This window comes from Cupriavidus oxalaticus (assembly GCF_016894385.1).
GTDB lineage: Bacteria > Pseudomonadota > Gammaproteobacteria > Burkholderiales > Burkholderiaceae > Cupriavidus > Cupriavidus oxalaticus.
The window spans coordinates 1,558,675-1,579,394 of the sequence record NZ_CP069811.1 but is presented as its reverse complement, the minus strand read 5'-3'; the positions used below and the strand labels follow the sequence as shown (position 1 = coordinate 1,579,394).

General features: G+C 67.9%; 18 protein-coding genes and 1 pseudogene. 11 read left to right on the top strand and 8 right to left on the bottom strand.

Annotated features, from left to right (window positions below; translation table 11 throughout):
* Positions 1-18: 18 nt before the first annotated feature.
* Positions 19-450 carry a phasin family protein gene (locus tag JTE92_RS06950; RefSeq protein WP_063239178.1) on the top strand — a complete coding sequence of 144 codons (432 nt, stop codon included), beginning with the start codon at positions 19-21 and terminating at the stop codon, positions 448-450.
* Between the two features lie 61 nt (positions 451-511).
* Entirely contained in the window at positions 512-1,345 is an 834-nt protein-coding gene (gene phaZ, locus JTE92_RS06945) for a poly(3-hydroxyalkanoate) depolymerase (protein ID WP_063239387.1), read from the top strand.
* Between the two features lie 285 nt (positions 1,346-1,630).
* Here phaZ and JTE92_RS06935 read toward each other — a convergent pair whose 3' ends face one another.
* The 3 genes from JTE92_RS06935 to JTE92_RS06925 all read right to left on the bottom strand — a co-directional run bounded on the left by JTE92_RS06935 (position 1,631) and on the right by JTE92_RS06925 (position 4,823).
* Positions 1,631-2,794, bottom strand: coding sequence for a porin (locus JTE92_RS06935; RefSeq protein WP_063239179.1), 1,164 nt, complete (start codon positions 2,792-2,794; stop codon positions 1,631-1,633).
* A gap of 91 nt (positions 2,795-2,885) precedes the next feature.
* Positions 2,886-3,467, bottom strand: coding sequence for an RBBP9/YdeN family alpha/beta hydrolase (locus JTE92_RS06930; protein WP_063239180.1), 582 nt, complete (start codon positions 3,465-3,467; stop codon positions 2,886-2,888).
* A 15-nt stretch (positions 3,468-3,482) separates the two neighbouring features.
* On the bottom strand, positions 3,483-4,823 hold the full coding sequence (locus tag JTE92_RS06925; protein WP_063239181.1) for an MFS transporter: 1,341 nt from the start codon (positions 4,821-4,823) through the stop codon (positions 3,483-3,485).
* Positions 4,824-5,083: 260 nt separating this feature from the next.
* On the opposite strand from JTE92_RS06925, the gene JTE92_RS06920 reads away from it, so the two are divergent.
* Together JTE92_RS06920 and JTE92_RS06915 are read left to right on the top strand one after the other, a co-directional pair.
* Positions 5,084-6,811: a SulP family inorganic anion transporter gene (locus JTE92_RS06920; RefSeq protein WP_063239182.1), complete on the top strand. Its 1,728-nt coding sequence runs from the start codon at positions 5,084-5,086 to the stop codon at positions 6,809-6,811.
* Between the two features lie 73 nt (positions 6,812-6,884).
* Positions 6,885-7,286, top strand: coding sequence for a hypothetical protein (locus tag JTE92_RS06915; RefSeq protein WP_063239183.1), 402 nt, complete (start codon positions 6,885-6,887; stop codon positions 7,284-7,286).
* Positions 7,287-7,304: 18 nt separating this feature from the next.
* Here the strand turns inward: JTE92_RS06915 and ppk2 are convergent, their stop codons facing one another.
* A complete protein-coding gene (gene ppk2, locus JTE92_RS06910) occupies positions 7,305-8,189 on the bottom strand; it encodes a polyphosphate kinase 2 (RefSeq protein WP_084254603.1) in 885 nt (294 codons plus the stop codon).
* A 341-nt stretch (positions 8,190-8,530) separates the two neighbouring features.
* On the opposite strand from ppk2, the gene JTE92_RS06905 reads away from it, so the two are divergent.
* The 4 genes from JTE92_RS06905 (at position 8,531) to JTE92_RS06890 (ending at position 13,569) form a co-directional block, all read left to right on the top strand.
* Positions 8,531-9,958 (top strand): DUF3300 domain-containing protein, encoded by a 1,428-nt coding sequence (locus JTE92_RS06905; protein ID WP_063239184.1) that lies wholly within the window; start codon positions 8,531-8,533, stop codon positions 9,956-9,958.
* A 15-nt stretch (positions 9,959-9,973) separates the two neighbouring features.
* Positions 9,974-10,885, top strand: coding sequence for a DUF2950 domain-containing protein (locus tag JTE92_RS06900; RefSeq protein ID WP_063239185.1), 912 nt, complete (start codon positions 9,974-9,976; stop codon positions 10,883-10,885).
* A 281-nt stretch (positions 10,886-11,166) separates the two neighbouring features.
* Entirely contained in the window at positions 11,167-13,026 is a 1,860-nt protein-coding gene (gene ilvD, locus JTE92_RS06895) for a dihydroxy-acid dehydratase (RefSeq protein WP_063239186.1), read from the top strand.
* Positions 13,027-13,284: 258 nt separating this feature from the next.
* Complete coding sequence (locus tag JTE92_RS06890; protein WP_169834820.1) at positions 13,285-13,569, top strand: DUF3574 domain-containing protein; 285 nt, start codon at positions 13,285-13,287, stop codon at positions 13,567-13,569.
* Here the strand turns inward: JTE92_RS06890 and JTE92_RS06885 are convergent.
* The gene (locus JTE92_RS06885; protein WP_063239187.1) at positions 13,566-13,988 is read right to left on the bottom strand and encodes an NUDIX hydrolase; all 423 of its coding nucleotides are present in this window, start codon (positions 13,986-13,988) and stop codon (positions 13,566-13,568) included. The two genes, JTE92_RS06890 and JTE92_RS06885, sit on opposite strands and share 4 nt — an antisense overlap.
* Before the next feature lie 281 nt (positions 13,989-14,269).
* Between JTE92_RS06885 and JTE92_RS30365 the strand changes: the two are divergent.
* The 3 genes and pseudogenes from JTE92_RS30365 to JTE92_RS06870 form a co-directional block, all read left to right on the top strand.
* Positions 14,270-14,395: pseudogene (locus JTE92_RS30365) on the top strand (enoyl-CoA hydratase); the annotation flags it as partial.
* 166 nt (positions 14,396-14,561) lie between these two features.
* Positions 14,562-15,134, top strand: coding sequence for an AraC family transcriptional regulator (locus tag JTE92_RS06875; protein ID WP_232353438.1), 573 nt, complete (start codon positions 14,562-14,564; stop codon positions 15,132-15,134).
* 216 nt (positions 15,135-15,350) lie between these two features.
* Positions 15,351-16,253, top strand: a complete 903-nt coding sequence (locus tag JTE92_RS06870; protein WP_063239190.1) for a LysR family transcriptional regulator — start codon at positions 15,351-15,353, stop codon at positions 16,251-16,253.
* A 9-nt stretch (positions 16,254-16,262) separates the two neighbouring features.
* On the opposite strand, the gene JTE92_RS06865 is transcribed toward JTE92_RS06870, so the two are convergent.
* The 3 genes from JTE92_RS06865 to JTE92_RS06855 all read right to left on the bottom strand — a co-directional run bounded on the left by JTE92_RS06865 (position 16,263) and on the right by JTE92_RS06855 (position 20,710).
* Positions 16,263-17,801, bottom strand: coding sequence for a class I adenylate-forming enzyme family protein (locus JTE92_RS06865; RefSeq protein ID WP_063239191.1), 1,539 nt, complete (start codon positions 17,799-17,801; stop codon positions 16,263-16,265).
* A 223-nt stretch (positions 17,802-18,024) separates the two neighbouring features.
* On the bottom strand, positions 18,025-19,323 hold the full coding sequence (locus JTE92_RS06860; RefSeq protein WP_063239390.1) for a CaiB/BaiF CoA transferase family protein: 1,299 nt from the start codon (positions 19,321-19,323) through the stop codon (positions 18,025-18,027).
* Positions 19,324-19,501: 178 nt separating this feature from the next.
* Complete coding sequence (locus JTE92_RS06855; protein WP_063239192.1) at positions 19,502-20,710, bottom strand: acetyl-CoA C-acetyltransferase; 1,209 nt, start codon at positions 20,708-20,710, stop codon at positions 19,502-19,504.
* Positions 20,711-20,720: the final 10 nt, after the last annotated feature.

Genomic DNA, 20,720 nt, shown 5'->3' with positions numbered 1-20,720 from the left:
CCGTCAGGAGATACCAAGATGGAATCGACCAACACCGCAGGTGCATCGGCTGCGCAGGCACCGCACAAGAAACTGCTCGACTTCGTGCGCAACAACCGCCTGGACCCGGCCGCGGTCCTGGAGTCGCGCCGCAAGGACATCGAGGCGCTCGCCAGCGTCAACGCCACGCTGCTGGGAGGCCTGCAGTCGCTGGTGCGCCAGCAGGCCGAGTTCCTGTGCGATGCCGCCGCCGACCTGCAGGCGCTGTCGCGCGGCAGCCAGGCTGTTGACGGCAAGGCGCCCGCGAAGCTGGCGGAAGCCCTGCCGCGCTCGCTGCAGAAGGCCGTTGCCGGCGCGCGCGGCCTGACCGACACGCTGTACAAGGCGCAGGCGGACAGCATTTCTGTGGTCGGACGCCGCATCGCCGAGAACGTCGAGGAGGTGAAGGGAATCCTGCGCCCGAAACAATAAGTTGCGGCGGGCATGGCCGCGCGCCGGCCATGCCCGCGCGCACCCTTTCCAGGACAAGCTGATGACAACAACAGACGCCGGCACGCATGCCGGCCACCTGCTGCAGGTGCTGACCGTGGACCTGGATGGCCAGGTCGTGCGGGCCGGCATCCGGCCCGGCAGCGATGCCGGACCGCCGCTGCTGATCTTCAACGGCATCGGCGCCAATCTCGAACTGCTCGCCCCCTTTGTCGATGCCCTCCCGGGCATCGAGGTCATTCTTTTCGACGTTCCCGGCGCCGGCGGCTCGCCCGCGCCGATGATGCCGTACCGACTTTCCAGTATCTGCGTGCTGGCCGACCGCCTGCTGTCGCACCTTGGCTATACCGGCCAGGTCGATGCGCTGGGCGTGTCGTGGGGCGGGGCGCTGGCGCAGGAGTTCGCCCGTCTTTATGCCGCGCGGTGCCGGCGCCTGGTGCTGGCCGCCACGTCGCCTGGCGTGCTCATGGTGCCGGGCAGCCTCTCGGTGCTCGCCAGGATGATCGGCGTGCGGCGCTATACCGATCCGCAATACCTGCGCCGCATCGGCGCGGACCTCTACGGCGGCGCCTTCCGCCACGATCCTTCCCTGCTCGACGAACACGGCCAGCACATGCAGCCGCCGCCCGGGCGCGGCTACCTTTACCAGCTGCTGGCGGCATGGGGCTGGAGCAGCCTGCCGTGGCTGGGCGCGCTGCGGCAGCCCACGCTGGTCATGCATGGCACCGACGATCCGATCGTCCCCCCGGTCAATGCCAGGATCCTGGCGGCCCGCATCCCTGACTCGACGCTGCAGATGGTCGATGACGGGCATCTCTTCCTGGTGACCGGGCCGGAGCACGCGGCCGGCATCGTCCGCGGCTTCTTGCGGCAGTAACGGGCGTTCGCCAGGCGTCGGTTCGGGCTGACGTGTCGCCGTAGTGCGGACGACAGGCGATGACGGCCAGTTCATCGTCGTTGGCGAAATACACCACGCGGTTGCTGTCGTTGATGCGCTTGAGTGTTTTCTTGTCCTCCAGGTTGCTGCGGGCAGGCCCAAAGGGCAATGCATTACCGTCCCCGCAAATCGGCGAAGAACCAAAAAAAAGCGCGGCCGCCCCGGAATCCAGGGCGGCCGCGAAAGAGCATCGGTTGCAGGATCGATGCCGCGAGACGCGGTAACTCAGAACTTGTGGCGGATGCCCACTGCCGCGCCGAACATGTTGCTCTGCCCGTTGGCCAGCACGTAGCTGTTGCCCAGCGACAGGCTGTTGGCGTAGACCGTGGCCAGCGATTCCAGCATCAGGCCGGCATTCTTGGCGTATGCCGTGGTCAGGTACAAGTCGGTGCGCTTGGAGAACGCGTAGTTCGCGACGAAGGCGACCTGCCATGGATTGGCGACATTGGTGTCGCCGTACAGGCTCTTGACGTCGTCGTAGTTGTATTCGAGCGTCAGGCCGATGGTGGGGGTGACCTGGTAGGTAGCGCCGACCCAGTAGAAATCGTCGCGCTGGATCACCACGTCCGCGGCGTTCTTGTTCTGGCCCCAGCGGTAGCCGCCCATGATCTTTGCCGGGCCGTACGAATAGCTGGCGCCAACCACGGCCTTCTTGACCGTGCCGTTGCTCGTGCCGATGGTCGGGTTCCACTGGTCGTAGCCGAAGGTCACGCCGAACGGACCGCCCTGGTATGCCGCTGCGGCGCCCCACGCGGTGTCGCGCCGGAACTGCCCCGGCACTTCGCCGTTGCCGCCGACCGGCGTGGCAATACCCACGGTCGCCGGCAGGGCCAGGCCGGTGCCGAAGGACCAGTGCGCCAGCGCCGTGACCGGGCCGAACTTGCCGCTGTACTTGATGGTGTTGTCGGCGCGGAAGTTCGGGCCGGACTGCAGCACCACCGGTTCGTACTGGGTGGCATAGGCGGTCGGCGAGAAGTTGGCCAGGGCCTCGAACATGGAGGTGTACTGGCGGCCCAGGCTGATCTGGCCGATGCCGTCCTTCTGCAAGCCGACGAAGGCCTGGCGGCCGAACAGGCGGTTGCTTTGCTGCATCGTGCCGGTGTCGAGGTTAAAGCCGCTCTCCAGCACGAACAGCCCCTTCAGGCCGCCGCCGAGGTCCTCGGTGCCGCGCATGCCCCAGCGCGAGCCGGAGATGCCGCCCGAGTTCATGCGGTAGACGTCGTTTGCCGGGCCGCGGTTGAACTGGTTGCTCGCCACGGGCACCGCGCCGACATGGTTGACGTATTCGACGTTGGTGTCCACCACGCCGTACAGCGTGACGGTCGCCTGCGCGAGGGCGCCGCCCGAGCAAGCCAGCGCTGCGGCTGCAGCCAGGGTCCTGATCTTCATGGATTGTTCTCCCCTTGTTTCCTTTGGTTTTGGGATGCGGATGTTTCCGTCTGGTTGGTATTGCCAGGTACTGCAAAATCAATGCGCCGGATCAGCCGGCGCGCAGCAACTCATCGATCAACGCGGTCGCGCGCGGCCATGGGCCGTAGCCCGCGGCGGGATTGAGGTGGCCGACTTCGCCAAGGTCGACCAGCTTGCTGCCCCAGTCGCTGGCCATTTCCGCGGCGCGCGGGTAGGCCGCCAGCGGGTCGTTGCGGCTGGCGGCGAGGATGGTCGGGAAGGGCAGCGGGCTCCTCGGAACCGGCAGCCAGCCGTGTTGTGCGAGCGTGGCGGTGTCCGGGTAGCCGGCCGGCATTGGCGATTCCAGGTCGGCCGGGGTGGCCAGCAGCGCGCCGCGGATGTTGCGGCGGCTTTCTGCGGCCCGATGTGCGGCCCAGTGCACGGTGATCATGACGCCAGCGCTATGCGCGACGAGGACGACCGGGCCTTCGATCTCGGCCAGGGCGGCGTCCAGCGCCGCGACACGGGCATCGCGGCTGAGCTTGTCATGCTCCAGCGGCGGCACCGAGCGCGCGTTGGGCAACTGCGCCTGGAGCAGGGTCTGCCAGTGCTCGGCGACGTGGTCGCGCAGGCCGGGTACCAGCAGTACGGTGGTGTCAGGGAAAAGGCTCATGGTTTTGCGGGAATGTCAGTTGGTAGTTCCGGGGGCGCCGGCTTCATGCCGGCCCTCCAGGCGGAGCAGGTCGGCGGCGTAGTAGCGGCGTCCGGCAAGGAAGGCGGCGGCGGCCAGCAGCGATGCCAGCGGCACCACCTGCAGCGCCCCGCTCAGGCCGATGTGGTCGGCCAGCAGGCCGGTGACGAAGGGGCCGGGCGCCAGGCCCAGCAGGTTGTTGGCCAGCGTCAGCGTGGCAAAGGCGGTGGCGTGGATGGCCGGGCGCGTCAGGTTGGCGACCGCGGCGCTGGCGGGGCCGGCGGCGCCGCCGACGAACAGCATGCCTGCACCGATCAGCGCCAGTTGCGCGCTGCCCGCCGGCAGCCGGAACGCCGTCAGCAGCAGGATGCAGCAGGTCAGGCTGTAGGTCACCGCGATTGCCCACTTGCGGCACGGCGCGTGGCGGGCGATCCAGTCGGTCATCGCCCCGCACAGCACCATGCCGACGCCGCCTGCCAGCACGAACCCCGCCGCGACCACGCCGGCGCGGTCCGTGGCCATGCCGTAGTAGCGCGCCAGGTAGCTCGGCATCCAGGTGATCAGGGCGCCCATCACCAGCAGTTGCATGGCGCTGCCGACATAGGCGCAGAGGATCGAGCGCGCCGAGAACAGGGCGGCGAGCAGCGGGCGCAGCGCCATGGCGGGCTCGCGCGATCCGGTCTCGGCCTCCTCGCCCAGCGCCTGGCGCCGAGCCTGCAGCCGCGGCTCGGTCACGGCCAGGCGGAACACCACCACCAGCACCAGCCCGAACAACGCCATGCCGGCAAAGGCCCAGCGCCAGCCGAAATGCGCCGACAGCGCGCCGCCCAGCGCCATGCCCAGTACCGAGCCGAACGCGCCGCCGGCGATAAAGGCGGAACTCAGGCTCGCGCGCAGGTGGCGCGGGAACACCGACAGCACCACCGCAATGCCGACGCTGCCATACGCCGCCTCGCCGATGCCCACGAACAGGCGTGCGATAAACATCTGCCCGAAGCCGTCCGCCAGCGCGCAGCCCAGCGTGGCCAGGCTCCATAGCGCCGCCATCAGCACCAGGCTCCTGACCCGGCCCCAGCGGTCCGCCAGGATCGACAGCGGGAACGTCAGCAAGCCGACCATCAGTGCCACGATGCCGCCCAGCGCACCCAGTTCGGTGTCGCTCAGCGACCACTCGGCCTTCAGCAGCGGGAAGACCGCGTTCAGCACCTGGCGGGACATGTAGTCTGACAGCAGCAGGCCAAAGCTCAGGGCAAAGACGATCCAGCCGTAGAGGCCGGATTGCGCTGCCCTGCCGGAGGACGTTGCAACTGCGGGATGGGTAGTGGGTTGCCCGATCATGAAAGCTCTTCCTGTTGTGCACCGGCTGCGGTTGCGCCCGCAAGTGAGGCCAGAGCTCTTGCGAGCGGTGGGCGCAGGCCGGTTGTGACCCGCGAAGTATCTAGGATTGGCTGCCGCGGGTTTGGCTTTCCGGGACAACACTTTTGCATTCAGGGACAATCGGGGAAAACGAGAGGAAGCGCGGTAACGGCGCCCCATGGCATGGCAAGACCACGTCACTACCGCCTATAGTCGATGCGTGTCGAACGAGATCGCTGTTCATGGAGCCTCAGAAACTCACGCGCTTCGCCGGACGGGATGCCAGCGGGATGGCAGGGTGGCTGCGCTGGCTTCCTGGCGTGCAGGTATTGAAGTCCTATCGCGCGGACTGGCTGCCGCGCGACCTGGCCGCCGGGCTGGTGCTGACCACCATGCTGATGCCGGTGGGCATCGCGTACGCCGTGGCCTCTGGCGTACCGGGCGTCTACGGGCTTTACGCCACCATGGTCCCGCTGCTGGCGTACGCCTTGTTCGGGCCGAGCCGGATCCTGGTGCTGGGTCCGGATTCGGCATTGGCCGCGCCGATCCTGGCCGTGGTCCTGCAGGTCGCCGGCGGCGATCCGGCGCGCGCCGTACTGGTGGCCAGCATGATGGCGGTGGTCGCGGGGGTGGTCTGCATCGTGATGGGGCTGCTGCGCCTGGGCTTCGTCGCCGAACTGTTGTCCAAGCCGATCCGCTACGGCTACATGAACGGCATTGCCTTCGCCGTGCTGGTCAGCCAGATGCCAAAGCTGTTCGCGATTTCCGTCGAGGAAGCCGGACCGCTGCGGGAAATGCTCAGCCTGGGCGGCGCCTTCCTGGCCGGACAGATCCACTGGTACAGCTTCGCCGTCGGCGCCGGCAGCCTGGCCCTGATCCTGGCCCTGAAGCGCTTCGAGCGCGTGCCGGGCATCCTGATTGCGGTGGTCGTCGCCACGCTCGTCGTCAGCGTGTTCGATCTGGACCAGCAGGGCGTCAAGGTGCTGGGCAAGACGCCGCAAGGGCTGCCGGCCTTTGTCGTGCCGTGGCTGGACGGCGCGGACCTGGTGAAGATCGTGGTGGGCGGGTGCGCGGTCGCGCTGATCGCCTTCGCGGACACCAGCGTGCTGTCGCGCACCTATGCCGCCCGCACCAACACCCGGGTCGATCCGAACCAGGAGATGGTGGGGCTGGGCGCCGCCAACCTGGCGGCGGGGCTGTTCCAGGGCTTCCCGATCAGCAGCAGCGCCTCGCGCACGCCAGTGGCCGAAGCCGCTGGCGCCAGGACCCAGCTCACCGGGGTGGTCGGCGCGCTGGCCGTGGCCATGCTGCTGATGTTCGCCCCTAACCTGCTGCAGTACCTGCCGAGCAGCGCGCTGGCCGCGGTGGTGATTGCCGCGGCCATCGGCCTGTTCGAGATCGCCGACCTGAAGCGCATCTACCGCATCCAGCAGTGGGAGTTCTGGCTGTCCATGGTGTGCTTCGCGGCCGTCGCCGTGTTCGGCACCATCCAGGGGATCTTCCTTGCCGTGGTCATCGCCGTGCTCGAATTCCTCTGGGACGGCTGGCGGCCGCACTACGCCGTGCTGGGCAAAGTGGACGGGCTGCGCGGGTACCACGATACCGAGCGCTACCCGGATGCCAGTCGCATCGACGGGCTGGTGCTGTTCCGCTGGGACGCGCCGCTGTTCTTTGCCAACGCCGAACTGTTCCAGGAACGCCTGATGGAAGCGATCGATGCCTCGCCAACGCCCGTGCGCCGCGTGGTGGTCGCCGCCGAACCGGTGACCAGTGTCGACGTCACGTCGGCCGACATGCTGCGCGAACTGAGCGAGATTTTGCGCACGCGCGGCGTCGCCTTGCATTTCGCCGAAATGAAGGATCCGGTGCGGGACAAGCTCAAGCGCTTTGAGCTGATGGAAGCCTTCGGCGACAAGTTCCACCCCACCGTGGGCAGCGCGGTCGATGATTACCTTGGCAAGGAAGACTGATGCCGTACGCGGCCGGCGCCAGTGCTTGCAGGTCAGGCCACGCTTGCCACGGCACCACATCGAAGGAGCCCACATGAACCGCCGCTTCGGGGTCTTGCGCGCGCTGGCATGCGCCGGCGCATGCCTTGCCGGGCTGGCGCCGGCAGGGACGGCCATTGCCTACTTTGATCACTACCTCGCCGGCACCGTGGTCGGCACGCTCACGCAGAAGCAGCTCGACGTGCTGACCGATGTCTTCCGCAGGACGCTGGAGCAGGGCGCCGACGGTGGGCGCGTGCCGTTCACGCTGCCGCCCGACACGCGCGAGCGGACGGTCGAAGGTGCGTTCACGCCATTGCGTTCCCGGCAGGACCATGGCGACCGGTGCCGGCAGTTGCACAGCGAGTTCCGCCGTGCCGGCGTGTCCGAAAGCTGGACCGGCTGGTACTGCAAGGAAAAGGGCGGCGACTGGAAGTCGCGCAAGCTGGCCGACTAGGCAATTGCGGTCTCGGGCCTAGTAGCGCGACTCCACGTACCGGTAGGGATAGTCGGGTTCCCGGTAGCCGTGTGCCTTCTGCCTGGCCGGCAGCTTGACCGCCTTGCGCTCGATCTCCTGGTACGGGATCCGCTCCAGCATATGCCGGATGATATTCAGGCGCGCCCGCCGCTTGTCGTTCGAATCGGCGACAAACCAGGGCGCGAAGTCGCTGTCGGACGCTTCGAACATGGCGTCGCGCGCGCGTGAATAGTCGTACCAGCGGCTGTACGAGCGCAGGTCCATGTCGGTCAGCTTCCAGGTCTTGCGGTCGTCGTGGATGCGTCCCTTCAGGCGGCGGGTCTGCTCTTCGGGGCTGACTTCCAGCCAGTACTTGATCAGGATGATGCCGGAATTGACGATGGCCCGCTCCACCAGCGGCACGGCCCGCAGGAACTCCTCGGCCTGGGCCTCGCTGCAGAACCCCATCACGCGCTCGACACCGGCCCGGTTGTACCAGCTGCGGTCGAAGATGACGATCTCGCCCGCCGCCGGCAGGTGCGGCAGATAGCGCTGCACGTACATCTGGCTCTTTTCGCGCTCGGTCGGGGCGGGGAGCGCGACCACGCGGAAAACGCGCGGGCTGACGCGTTCGGTCATGGCCTTGATGGTGCCGCCCTTGCCGGCGCCGTCGCGGCCTTCGAAGACCACGCAGACCTTGGTGCCGCTGGCCTGGATCCATAGCTGCAGCTTGACCAGTTCGCCATGCAGGTGGCGGAGCTCTTTCTGGTAAGCCTTCTCGGACATGCGTTCGCGCGGCTGCGCCTGCGCTACGTCCTGGCCGTCCCCGGCGTCATCCCCGGGGCGGGGCGGCTCGGTCTCGGCCTGTTCCTTGTCGTGGCGCTTCTCCTTGTGCTTGGCCATGGTCCACCTCCACTGGGTTCGGTCGCCTTGAGACGCGGGACGGCAAGGTTTCCGGTTTCGTTGCGCTGTCTGGCTTTCCTCACAATAGACAATATCGGACAGCAATATCGGGATTCGGGCATTGACCGCGGTGCCCGGCTCCGGATGCTGCCAAAGTTTTTCCTATTTCACTTGCGTAAATTTTTCATCTCTCGAGCGGACGCCGGCACCTATAGTTTGTCAGGGCAATAGGACCTGGCGATCGCTTTTACCTTTCCCGGACCTGCGGGAGCAGTGTGCTGGCGCCAGGCCGGAAGTTCAGACCCGGACGATGCCCGGCGACGGGGCGAGGGAGACTGGCCATGGAAGGGCGGGGGATGCGTCTGTGGCGCCGGGTCGGCGCCTGGCTGTGCGCAGGCCTGGTATGCCTGGCACTGAATGTCCGTGCGCAAAATGCGCCAGCCGCGCCGGCACCGTTCAAGCCGGAGGAACTTGAAGCGCTGGTCGCGCCCATCGCGCTCTATCCCGATTCCGTGCTGTCCCAGGTGCTGATGGCTTCCACCTATCCGCTCGAGATCGTGCAGGCAGCCCGCTGGGTCAAGGCCAATCCCAACGTGAAGGGGGATGCTGCGCTGAAGGCAGTCGAGAGCCAGTCCTGGGACGTCAGCGTCAAGTCGCTGGTGGCCTTTCCGCAGGTGCTGGAGCCCATGAGCGACAAGCTCGACTGGACGCAGAAGCTGGGCGACGCGTTCATTGGCCAGGAGAAGGAAGTGCTCGACGCCGTGCAGCGGCTGCGGGCACGCGCGCAGCAATCGGGCAATCTCAAATCGAACGAGCAGCAGAAGGTCATTGTCGAGCCTGCGCCAGCGCCGCCGGCAGGGCAGCCGGCACCGCCCGCACAAACCATCGTGAAGATCGAGCCGGCGAACCCGGAAGTCATCTACGTACCGGCTTACAACCCGACGGTGGTGTACGGCGCCTGGAGCTATCCTGCCTACCCGCCGTATTACTGGCCGCCTTATCCCGCGTACTATCCTGGCGCCGCGCTGATGACCGGCTTTGCATGGGGCGTCGGCCTGGCCGCTGCCGGTGCCATTTTCGGCAACTGCAACTGGGGCGGCGGCGACGTCAACATCAACGTCAACAAGGCCGCCAATATCGACCGCAACTTCGATCGCACCAAGGTGCAGAGCGGAGGGCGATGGCAGCACGACGCCTCGCACCGCAAAGGCGTGGCGTACCGGGATAACGCGACGAGCGAGAGGTTTGGCGGGCGGGATGCGGCTGCCGCCAACCGCCGCAACGAATTCCGCGGCCGCGAAGGCGCGGGCGGCGTGTCGGACCGCATGGCGGGCGCGGATCGCGGTGGGCGCGGCGACCTTGGCGGCGACCGCGGCGGCCGAGGTGATCGAGGCGGCGCGGACAGAGGTCCAGGCGATCGCGGGGGTGCGGGGGATCGCGCCGGCGTGTCCGATCGGGCTGGCGTGTCCGATCGGGCTGGCGTGTCCGATCGGGCTGGCGTGTCCGATCGGGCCGGAGCGTCCGAACGGGCTCGCGCTTCCGACCGGGCCGCTGGCGGCGGCCGCGACAACGCGTTTCAGGGCGTAGGCGGCGGTGGCGCGGCCGCGCAGCGTGACTTCGACCGCGGCCGCTCCAGCATGCAATCGTCCTCGTTCCGCGACGGTGGCGGCCACCGCGGCGGCGGCGGTGGCTTCAGTGGCGGCGGCGGCCGTGGCGGCGGGGGCTTCGGCGGTGGCCGTGGTGGCGGCGGCCGTGGCGGACGGCGTTGAACGGGGGACAGCGATATGCAACGCACGCAACGATCGGGCCTCGCGTGGCCCTGCCGCAAGGCGTTGTCCCTTGGAGGGGTGCTGCTCGCCCTGGCGATGGCCCCGGCCTACGCGCAGAAGAGCTTCGCCACGCCCGAGGCGGCAATGAACGCCTTCGGCGAAGCCGTGGCCACCAGCGACGACGACGCCATGAAGTCGCTGCTCGGCGCCCGCTACACGGACCTGATCCCGCCGGTCGGCGCAGAGATCCGCTACAGGTTCCTGGAAGCCTGGCACCAGTCGCACGCGATTCGCTCCGACGGGCCCGACCGCGCCCGCATTGCCGCGGGCAAGGACGGCTGGACCATGCCGGTTCCGCTGGTGAAGACGGCAAAGGGCTGGCATTTCGATACGCGCGCCGGCGTCGAGGAGATGCGCGTGCGCCGTATCGGCCGCAACGAACTCGCGGCGATGCAGACCTTGCTCGCCGTGTGCGATGCGCAGAACGAATACGCGCAGCTGATGCGCCAGGACCGCGGCGTGACGGCGTATGCCTCGAAGCTGGTCAGTTCGCCCGGCAAGCATGATGGCCTGTACTGGCCAACCCGGCCCGGCGAACCGGAAAGCCCGCTTGGCCCGGCCTTCCTCAGCGCCGAACATCGCAGCGCGCCGGGCAGCGGCTACCACGGCTATCGCTACCGGCTGCTGACATCGCAGGGTTCGCACGCGCCGGGCGGCAAGTACGACTATGTCGTCGACGGCAAGCTCTTTGGCGGGTTTGCCCTGATCGCGTGGCCGCTCCGGTATGGGGATACCGGCATCAAGAGCTTCATGGTGAGCCACGACGGCCGCGTCTTCGAGCGCGACCTGGGCCCCGACAGCGCGGCCCGGGCCGGTGCAATCCGGTCGTTCGATCCCGGGCCCGGGTGGACCGAGGTCAAGCCATGACGCCCCGGGCGGCGGCCATCGGTTAGTCCGCCTGGTCAGTGCCTGCGTTGTATGGGGGCGGCGTCTTGCCCATGATGAAAGTGAGCTTATCGGCATATTTTGCCGATTTCATCCTCGACGCCATGGCAAATGCCCGTCGCACCGGAAACTGATTCCCGACCTGTTATGGGATAATCCCCGGTTTGCCCAGGGCGCAGCTCAAGAGGTTGTCCGCACGGGCGCGCGCAGGGCCGTTCATCCCGTGGCCCGCAACCTTTCTGGCGACATTCCTTAGCAAAACAATGCCCACATACCGTTCCAAGACCTCCACCGCCGGCCGCAACATGGCGGGGGCCCGCTCGCTGTGGCGTGCCACCGGCATGAAAGATGAAGATTTCAGCAAGCCCATCGTCGCGGTGGTCAATTCGTTCACCCAGTTCGTGCCCGGGCACGTGCACCTGAAGGACCTGGGCCAGCTGGTCGCGCGCGAGATCGAGGCCGCCGGCGGCGTGGCCAAGGAATTCAACACCATCGCGGTCGATGACGGCATCGCCATGGGCCACGACGGCATGCTGTACTCGCTGCCCAGCCGCGACATCATCGCCGACTCGGTCGAGTACATGGTCAACGCGCACTGCGCCGATGCCATGGTGTGCATCTCCAACTGCGACAAGATCACCCCGGGCATGCTGATGGCCGCGATGCGCCTCAACATCCCGGTGATCTTCGTCTCCGGCGGCCCGATGGAAGCCGGCAAGACGCGCCTGGCCAATCCCGTCACCAAGGCCGTCGAGTTCAAGAAGCTCGACCTGGTCGACGCCATGGTGATCGCCGCCGACAGCGCCTACTCCGACGCCGACGTGGCCGAGGTGGAGCGCTCCGCGTGCCCCACCTGCGGTTCGTGCTCGGGCATGTTCACGGCCAACTCCATGAACTGCCTGACCGAGGCGCTGGGCCTGTCGCTGCCGGGCAACGGCACCGTGGTGGCGACCCACGCCGACCGCGAGCAACTGTTCAGGCGTGCCGGCAGCCGCATCGTGGAACTGGCACGCCAGTACTACGAGCAGGAAGACGCGCGCGTGCTGCCGCGCTCGGTCGGCTTCAAGGCCTTCGAGAACGCCATGACGCTGGATATCGCCATGGGCGGCTCGACCAACACCATCCTGCACTTGCTGGCGATCGCGCAGGAAGCGGGCATCGACTTCACCATGGACGACATCGACCGCCTCTCGCGCGTGGTGCCGCAGCTGTGCAAGGTCGCGCCCAACACCAACAAGTACCACATCGAAGACGTGCACCGCGCCGGCGGCATCATGGCGATCCTGGGCGAGCTGGAGCGCGCCGGCAAGCTGCATACCGACGTGCCGACGGTCCATGCCCCCTCGCTCAAGGACGCGCTGGAGCAGTGGGATATCGGCCGCACGCAGGACGAAGCGGTCCGCCACTTCTACATGGCCGGCCCGGCCGGCATCCCGACGCAGGTGGCGTTCAGCCAGGACACGCGCTGGCCGAGCCTGGACCTGGACCGTGCCGAGGGCTGCATCCGCTCCTATGAGCATGCCTTCTCCAAGGAAGGCGGCCTGGCCGTGCTGCGGGGCAATATCGCGCTCGACGGCTGCGTGGTGAAGACCGCCGGCGTGGACGAGAGCATCCTGGTGTTCGAGGGCTCGGCGCATGTCACCGAGTCGCAGGACGAGGCGGTCGAGAACATCCTGAACGACAAGGTCAAGGCCGGCGACGTGGTGATCGTGCGCTACGAAGGCCCCAAGGGCGGCCCCGGCATGCAGGAAATGCTGTACCCGACCAGCTACATCAAGTCCAAGGGCCTGGGCAAGGCGTGCGCACTGCTGACCGACGGCCGCTTCTCGGGCGGCACCTCGGGCCTGTCCATCGGCCATTGCTCGCCCGAGGCGGCAGCCGGCGGTGCGATCGGCCTGGTGCGCGACGGCGACAAGATCCGCATCGACATCCCCAATCGCACCATCGACGTGCTGGTGTCCGACGAGGAACTGGCGCGCCGCCGCGCAGAGCAGGACGCCCGCGGCTGGAAGCCGGCCAAGGCGCGCCCGCGCAAGGTGTCGGCCGCGCTGAAGGCCTATGCCAAGCTGGTGATGTCCGCCGACAAGGGCGCCGTGCGCGACCTGTCGCTGCTGGACGACTGACGCCGCCGCGGATTTTGCGCTGGTGAGAAGGGCCGCTCTTCGGAGCGGCTTTTTTGTCAGGCCCTTACCGTTTACGAGGGCCAGACGCTGCACTAATCTGCACGGATGCGGATTCGCTGCTCGCCTTGGTCTCGTTTCGGGAATGCCATCGTCATCGCGCTGGCGCTGGCATTCCCGCTTTCGGGTTGCGTTGCCGTACCGGCTCCCGCATGCGCGGCAGGAGAGCAAGCGGCAATCGGCGAACGGCTCTATTTCGGCATGGCAAAGCCCGGCGGAACGGTGTCCGAGGCGGAATGGGATGCCTTCGTGCAGGATTCCGTGGCGCCGCGCTTTCCGGACGGCTTCACGGCCTGGCCGGCTTCCGGCCAATGGCGCGGCGCGGATGGCAAGGCGGTCAGCGAGGCCACACGCGTGCTCAGCCTGGTGCATGCCCCCGACGAACGCAGCGAGGCGGCGGTACGCGCCATCGCCAGCGAGTACAAGACCCGCTTCCGGCAGGAAGCGGTGCTCAGGGTGCGCAGCCACGTCTGCATGTCGTTCTAGGACTTTCCCATCCGTGCCAGTCGTATCCCGATGGTGGACAGCGCATCCCGGTACAGCGAATGCCACTGATCGGACAGAGCTTCGCCCAAGGGATGCCAGAAAAACCTGAACACATGGCCGTCATCATCGGCTGTGTGGTGCTCCCAGGTGTCCGGCAGCGGCTGCATTGGCTCGCAGAGATGGAGCGACCATACCTGTTGTTCGTAACCGGATTCCCACAACCCCAGGTCGGCCGTGGCCACGCCAGTGATCCCGGACTCCTCGCGCAGCTCGCGCACGGCGGCATCCGCCGGTGGCTCGCCGGGCTCGATCGTGCCTTTGACGATCTGGAATCCGGCGAGGGGATGCTCGAACGCCAGGATCTCCAGACCGTTCTGCGTGCGTCTCAGGACAATTGGACAAGCCTTGTTCGGTTTCATCTGGATGTCCTTGCAAAGAATTTGTGCGAACTGTCGCCGCCCCGGCAGTTGCGATCTTCCGGCCGGACCGCAGGGATATCAAAGGAGCATCGGGCGTTCGTGCGCCCGCAACCAGGAGCACACGCCGCGTATGGAGTGTTGAGGGGCGCCGTCCTCCTTCATCAGGATACCCAACAGAATGCCGTGGCTTGGCAGAATGCAGCAATATGCAGCATGGGGCACAGCTGGCATCTCCATGCCGCCTCTTTTCACACCAGCGCCTGCGCACCGCACTGACCCAGGGGCCGACCTTCGATGCGTCGCTGGCGCTGGAGGTGTTCGGCTTCGGCGGTCCGGAGGCCAGGGAGGACGTGGCGTCGTTCCGCGAGAAGCGCGCACCGGTGTTCCCGACCTCGACTTCTTCCTGAGTGCTTGCGTCGCCGGACGCCGCGGCCGTTCCCCAGGCGGGCCCATGTGGCGGCGGCGAATGGAGTGTTCGGAAATTGCAGAGGCAGGAATTCTCGCGGGCGGCGATGATAGTCATCGTCACAGACCGCTTTCCGAACCATCATGCGCGTCCATCTGCAGTCCCCCATGCATATCAGCCTGCAGCGGCTGCTGCTGGCCTTCCCGCTGTCGGTCGCTGCCACGCAGGGGCGGGTGGCAATCAGGCGGCGCGGCTACGAACGCGTGCTGCTGCCGGGCCAGGAGATCACGGTCGCGCCGTTCGAAGCCGTCGACCTGCATCTGGACGGCAGCGGCGCGCAGCCTGCGTTGTGCGACCTCGAACTGCACGGCGTGATGCCCGCTGCGGCGCAGGCGGCGCTGCATCACCGCATCTGCAAGCGGGTATTCCTGCAACCGCAATACGCCTGGAGCGCCGCATTCATCGCCGAACGGCTGGACATGTCCACGGCGCAGGTGCGCCGCACGCTGTTCGCGCAGGGCACCGCGCTGACGGACCTGTGCCGGACGCAGCGGCTGATGCGCGTGCTGTTCGAAGCCATGTCGGGGCAAGTGGTGACGGCCGGCCTGGCGCGCTTTGCCGGCTGGCCCGCCAATAGCGACCTCGACTGCGCCTTCTATGACCGCTTTGGCCTGTCCATCGATGCGGCGCGCCGTCTCGCGCTGCATCGCGCTCCGGAGCGGCACCGTTCGGTAGCCTGAGCCCCATCGCGCGCTACGGCGCGGACGTGATCCGCATCGACCGGGTCGGCGGCAGTGAGGACCGCGATGCGCAACGCATCGGCCCCGCCCTCGCAGTTCGACCGGCCGGCGCCAACGCTGGGCGATATTCGCCCCGGCGGTGCGGCATTCGCACCGGCGTCGTGTACAGGCGGCGCCTTTGCGCGATAATCCCGTACCACGCTAGGGAACGATGTAATGCGCTTTGATCTGGTCGATCTGAAACTGTTCACGCATATTGCCGAGGCCCAGAGCCTGACCGGCGGCGCGCAGCGTTCCCACCTGTCGCTGGCCGCGGCCAGCACCCGCATCAAGAACCTGGAAGAGTACGTCGGCGTCAAGCTGCTGAGCCGCAGCAGCCAGGGCGTGAAAGTCACCGGTGCCGGCGAGACCTTGCTGGCCCACGCGCGCCGCGTGATCCGCCAGCTGGAGCAGCTCAGCGGCGATTTGCAGGAATACGTGGCGGGCGTGAAGGGCCATGTGCGCGTCTTTGCCAACACCACGGCGATGAGCGAGTTCCTGCCCGCGGTGCTGCGCACCTACCTCGTCAACAATCCCGACGTGACCATCGACATGCAGGAGCGGCTCAGCCCGGACATCGTGCGTGCGGTGCAGGAGGGGATGATCGATATCGGCATCATCGCCGGCAATGTACGCACCGAAGGACTGGAGGTCATGCCCTACCGGCGCGACCGGCTGGTGCTTGCGACCGCACTGAGCCATCCGCTGGCCGAGCGCGATACCGTGGATTTCATCGATACGCTCGACTACGACTTTATCGGCCTGCCGGAAGCCAGCGCCATCCACAACTTCCTCAAGCGTGCCGCGGCCGACCTGCAGCGCGAGCTGCGCTGGCGCGTCCAGGTCAGCAATTTCGAGACCGCCTGCCGCATGATCGAGGCCAATGTCGGCGTCGGCGTGCTGCCCGAGAGCACGGCTGCGCGGCACGCCGGCACGATGGCGCTGCGCATCATCCAGCTCAACGACGAATGGGCCGAGCGCAAGCTGCAGGTCTGCGTGGCGGATGTCGGCGCGTTGCCGCTGTTCGCGCGCAAGCTGGTCGACCTGCTGGTCGAGGACGGCCTCGGGCGGCAGGACTGAGGCCCGCCGCTACCGCTGCTTCTGCTGCGAAACCATCTGCTTGAGCTGATGCTTGAGCAGCTTGCCGCTGGCCGTGGTCGGGATGGTGGCGACGCGCAGGATCTTCTCCGGGCGCTTGTACGGCGACAGGCGGTCGACCAGGTAGTCGTGCAGCGCCGCCGCATCGAATTTCTCGCCGTCCTTGATCTCGACAAAGGCAATCACCTGCTCGTTGCCGTCCGCGGCAGGCTGGCCTACCACGGCCGACACGCGCACCGACGGATGCGTGTTGATCACCGATTCGACCTCGATCGGATAGACGTTGAAGCCCGAGTGGATGATCAGGTCCTTGGTGCGGCCCACGATGAACAGCGCGCCGTCGGGCCCCAGCCGGCCCAGGTCGCCGGTGTTGAGCCAGCCGCCGGGGCGCAGCGCCTCGGCGGTCAGCGCCGGCGCGCGGTAATAGCCGCGCATGACCCCCGGGCCCCTGACCCATAGCTCGCCGGGTTCGCCGGCCGGCGCCGGCTGGCCGTCGGCCCCGAGCACCTGCAGTTCGGCGCCTTCGACGATCTCGCCCGCCGAGCAATCGCCGCGCGGCCGGTCCATGCGCGTGACGAAGAGCGAGCCCGCGTATTCGGTCATGCCGTAGCCATGGTGCAGCGGCTGGCCGAACATCGCTTCGACCTCCTGCTTGAGCGTCGGGTCGAGCGGCCCGCCGCCGGTGTACAGGTAGCGCAGCCTGGGCGATGGCGCCAGCGGCATGCCGCTGGCGCGCACATGCGCGAGGATGCGGCTGAACATGGTCGGCACGCCCTGCAGCAGCGTGATTGCCCCTTGCCGGATCGCTGCGGTGAGGTCCGCCGCATTGAAGCGCGCGCTCAGGTACAGGCTGGCGCCGGCCTGGAGGGTCGACACCAGCAGCGTGCCCAGCCCGAACACATGCGACATCGGCATGACAGCGTAGGCGCAGTCATCCGGCTGCATGCGGCGCGATTCGACCGTGACGCGGGCAAAGTGCAGCAGGCCGCGGTGCGTCACCATCACGCCCTTGGGCTGCCCGGTGGTGCCGGAGGTATAGATCAGCGCGGCGACCTCGCGTGCCAGGGCTTCGGGCTCGCGTTCGCTGGCGCTATCGGCAATGCTGGCCATCAGCGGGCCGAGGCCGGCCGGCGCGATCTCGCGGGCACGGTAGCGCACGCCGTGCCGCAGCGCGTCGGGCGAGGCGGCGTGGGTAAACAGCATCAGGCGCGGCTGGCAGTGGCAGCGGATCACCTCGATCTCGCGCTCCGACAGGCGCGCGTTGACCACCACCGGCCACGCGCCCAGTTCGGATAGCGCGAACACCAGTGTGATCACGGCCAGGCAGTTCTCTGCCACGACCAGCACCCGGTCGCCGCTGCCGACGCCCTGCGCCTGCAGCCAGGCCTGGGCATCCTCGATGCCCTGCCACAGCTGCCCGAAGTTCACGGTGCGGCCATCCTCGAAAACGGCCGCGCGGTCAGGGGCCTCGGTGGCCCAGTGGCGGGGGATGTCGCTGATCCGTTGGAAAGCAGCTCGGTCCGGGAGCATCGCGCGGAAAGTCCTTGTGCGGGGTAGAAAACCGTCCGGCAAACCGGACGACGCCAGTGTAGGTGCGCGGCAGGTGCGCTGCAATCGCGGATCGGCAAAGGCCCCGTTCGAGCCTGCCGAAAGTGCGCGTGTCAGGCCGCACAGCCCGGCCAGCGCGGCACCTGGCGCGGCACCTGGCGCTGCCCCTCGGGCAACCCTGTCGGCAGCTTATTGTCGTCTCGGCTTACACCACACCCTTGCTGCGCAGTGCCTCCACCTGCTGCGCATCGAGCTTCAGGTAGTCGCGCAGCACTTCCTCGGTGTGCTGGCCCAGCGCCGGCGGAGCATGGCGCAGCGTGGTCGGCGTCTCCGACAGGCGCAGCGGACTGGCGGCGGTCACCACCCGGTTGACGCTCTGGCCGGCGGGCGGCTGCGCGCCCGGATAGCGCGACTGCTCGATGCGCAGGCCGCGCGACTGCACATGCGGGTCGGCATATGCCTGGGCGATATTGTTGATCGGGCCGCACGGCACCGAATTGGCTTCGAGCAGCGCGACCCATTCGGCGGTGGTGCGCGTGCGCGTCAGCGCCATCATCATCGCGATCAGCACCTTGCGGTTGTTGACGCGGCCGGTGTTGGTCGCATAGCGCTCGTCGCGGGCCCAGTCCACGCCCGCGGCCTCGCAGAAGCGCGCGAACTGGCCGTCGTTGCCGATCGCCAGCAGCATGTTGCCGTCGGCGGTAGGGAAGTCCTGGTAGGGCACTACGCTCGGATGGATATTGCCCTGGCGGCGGGGCACGTCCCCGGCATTGAGGAAGCCCGCGCCCTGGTTGGCGAGCACCGCCATCGCCACGTCCAGCAGCGCGATGTCGATATGCTGGCCGCGGCCGGTGTAGTGGCGCGCTTCCAGCGCGCCCAGGATCGCGGTGGTGGCGTACATGCCGGTGAACAGGTCGATCACCGCCACGCCCACCTTCATCGGGCCGCCGCCGGGTTCGCTGTCGGCATGGCCGGTGATGCTCATCAGGCCGCTCATGGCCTGGATCAGCAGGTCGTAGCCGGGGCGGGCCGCATACGGCCCGGTATGGCCGAAGCCGGTCACCGAGCAGTAGACCAGGCGCGGATTGAGCGCGCTCAGGCTCTCGTAGTCCAGCCCATAGCGCCTGAGGCCGCCGGTCTTGAAGTTCTCCACCACCACATCGCTGTGGCGGGCCAGCTCGCGGATCAGTGCCTGGCCTTCGGGCTTCGACATGTCCACGGTGACCGAGCGCTTGTTGCGGTTGGCCGCGGTGAAGTAGCTGGCCTGCCGCGTGGGCGTGCCATCCTCGCCCGACAGGAACGGAGGACCCCAGTGGCGGGTATCGTCGCCTTCGCCGGGCTTCTCGATCTTGATGACGTCGGCGCCCATGTCCGCCAGGTTCTGGGTGGACCACGGCCCGGCCAGCACGCGCGACAGGTCGAGCACGCGCAGGTGGCTCAGCGCACCCGTGCGCGGCGAAGGGGGCGGCAGGTCGGGAAGGGAATTGGCGGCGGAATCGGTCATGGAAATCGTGGCGGTGGCGTCGTTGCTGCCCGCCGCAGATGCCGGGAGACGTTGCGGGTCGAGCAGCGTGGGGGCATATCGGCTGATCGGCTCCACGCACGCGGGAACCCGGGATCTTTCAGCGACACCGGATCCGCGCCTGCGCGGGATGATGGCTCGACGACGGAGCAGCTGGCGGTCAGCAGCGCTCGAACACCGCGGCGATGCCCTGGCCGCCGCCGATGCACATGGTTTCCAGGCCATAGCGGCCGCCACGGCGCTGCAGTTCGTGCAGCAGCGTGGCCAGGATGCGCACGCCGGTGGCGCCGATCGGATGGCCCAGCGAGATGCCCGAGCCGTTGACGTTGAGCTTCTGCCCGATCGCGTCCTGGTCGTTCCACTCCCAGCCCTTCAGCACGGCCAGCACCTGGCAGGCAAAGGCTTCGTTCAGCTCCACCAGGTCCATCTGGTCCAGCGTCAGGTTCAGGCGCTTGAGCAGCTTCTTCACCGCCGGCACCGGGCCGATGCCCATGTGCGACGGCTCGCAGCCGGCGGCGGCCCAGCCCACCAGCGTCGCCATCGGGGTCAGGCCCAGCTCGGCCAGCTTGTCTTCGGCCACGATCAGGCAGGCGGCCGAGGCATCGTTCTGCTGGCTGGCGTTGCCGGCGGTGACGGTGCCGTTGGGCATCAGCGCGCGCAGCTTGCCCAGGCTCTCCATCGAGGTGCCGGGGCGGAAGCCCTCGTCACGCGCGAACGTGACCGGGTCGCCCTTGCGCTGCGGCACCTGCACCGGCACGATCTCGGCGTCGAAACGGCCCGATTCCCACGCCGCCGCGGCGCGTTCGTGGCTGCGCACGGAGAAGGCGTCGGCCTGCTCGCGGCTGATGCCGTAGTCGCGCGCCAGGTTTTCGGCGGTCTCGATCATCCCCGAGATCTTGCCGAAGCGCTCCACCGGCTGCGAGCGCTCGCGGCCGCGGTCGAGGCGGTCGTAGAACTTCACGTTGCCCGAGCGCGAGCCCCAGCGCATGTCGGTGGTGTAGTACTCGATATTGCTCATGCTTTCGACGCCGCCGGCAATGACCACGTCGGCAGCGCCGCTCTGCACCATCATCGAGGCCGTGACGATGGCCTGCAGGCCGCCGCCGCAGCGGCGGTCCAGCTGCATGCCCGGCACTTCGACCGGCAGGCCGGCCTGCAGCGCGGCCCAGCGGCCCACGCAGGGCACTTCGCTGTTGGCGTAGGACTGGGCAAAGACCACGTCATCGATGCGGGCGGGGTCGATGCCGCTGCGTTCGACCACGGCACGCACGGTGGTGGCCGCCAGTTCCTCGACGGACACGGGGCGCAGGCTGCCGCCGAAGGTGCCGACGGGAGTACGGAGGGGGGTGACGATTGCGGCTCGGCGCATGGAAGTCTCC

Coding starts and splice junctions, on each gene's coding strand:
- JTE92_RS06950 (WP_063239178.1), top strand. CDS start 19: ATGGAATCGACCAACACCGCAGGTGCATCGGCTGCGCAGGCACCGCAC.
- phaZ (WP_063239387.1), top strand. CDS start 512: ATGACAACAACAGACGCCGGCACGCATGCCGGCCACCTGCTGCAGGTG.
- JTE92_RS06935 (WP_063239179.1), bottom strand. CDS start 2,794: ATGAAGATCAGGACCCTGGCTGCAGCCGCAGCGCTGGCTTGCTCGGGC.
- JTE92_RS06930 (WP_063239180.1), bottom strand. CDS start 3,467: ATGAGCCTTTTCCCTGACACCACCGTACTGCTGGTACCCGGCCTGCGC.
- JTE92_RS06925 (WP_063239181.1), bottom strand. CDS start 4,823: ATGATCGGGCAACCCACTACCCATCCCGCAGTTGCAACGTCCTCCGGC.
- JTE92_RS06920 (WP_063239182.1), top strand. CDS start 5,084: ATGGAGCCTCAGAAACTCACGCGCTTCGCCGGACGGGATGCCAGCGGG.
- JTE92_RS06915 (WP_063239183.1), top strand. CDS start 6,885: ATGAACCGCCGCTTCGGGGTCTTGCGCGCGCTGGCATGCGCCGGCGCA.
- ppk2 (WP_084254603.1), bottom strand. CDS start 8,189: ATGGCCAAGCACAAGGAGAAGCGCCACGACAAGGAACAGGCCGAGACC.
- JTE92_RS06905 (WP_063239184.1), top strand. CDS start 8,531: ATGGAAGGGCGGGGGATGCGTCTGTGGCGCCGGGTCGGCGCCTGGCTG.
- JTE92_RS06900 (WP_063239185.1), top strand. CDS start 9,974: ATGCAACGCACGCAACGATCGGGCCTCGCGTGGCCCTGCCGCAAGGCG.
- ilvD (WP_063239186.1), top strand. CDS start 11,167: ATGCCCACATACCGTTCCAAGACCTCCACCGCCGGCCGCAACATGGCG.
- JTE92_RS06890 (WP_169834820.1), top strand. CDS start 13,285: ATGGCAAAGCCCGGCGGAACGGTGTCCGAGGCGGAATGGGATGCCTTC.
- JTE92_RS06885 (WP_063239187.1), bottom strand. CDS start 13,988: ATGAAACCGAACAAGGCTTGTCCAATTGTCCTGAGACGCACGCAGAAC.
- JTE92_RS06875 (WP_232353438.1), top strand. CDS start 14,562: ATGCATATCAGCCTGCAGCGGCTGCTGCTGGCCTTCCCGCTGTCGGTC.
- JTE92_RS06870 (WP_063239190.1), top strand. CDS start 15,351: ATGCGCTTTGATCTGGTCGATCTGAAACTGTTCACGCATATTGCCGAG.
- JTE92_RS06865 (WP_063239191.1), bottom strand. CDS start 17,801: ATGCTCCCGGACCGAGCTGCTTTCCAACGGATCAGCGACATCCCCCGC.
- JTE92_RS06860 (WP_063239390.1), bottom strand. CDS start 19,323: ATGACCGATTCCGCCGCCAATTCCCTTCCCGACCTGCCGCCCCCTTCG.
- JTE92_RS06855 (WP_063239192.1), bottom strand. CDS start 20,710: ATGCGCCGAGCCGCAATCGTCACCCCCCTCCGTACTCCCGTCGGCACC.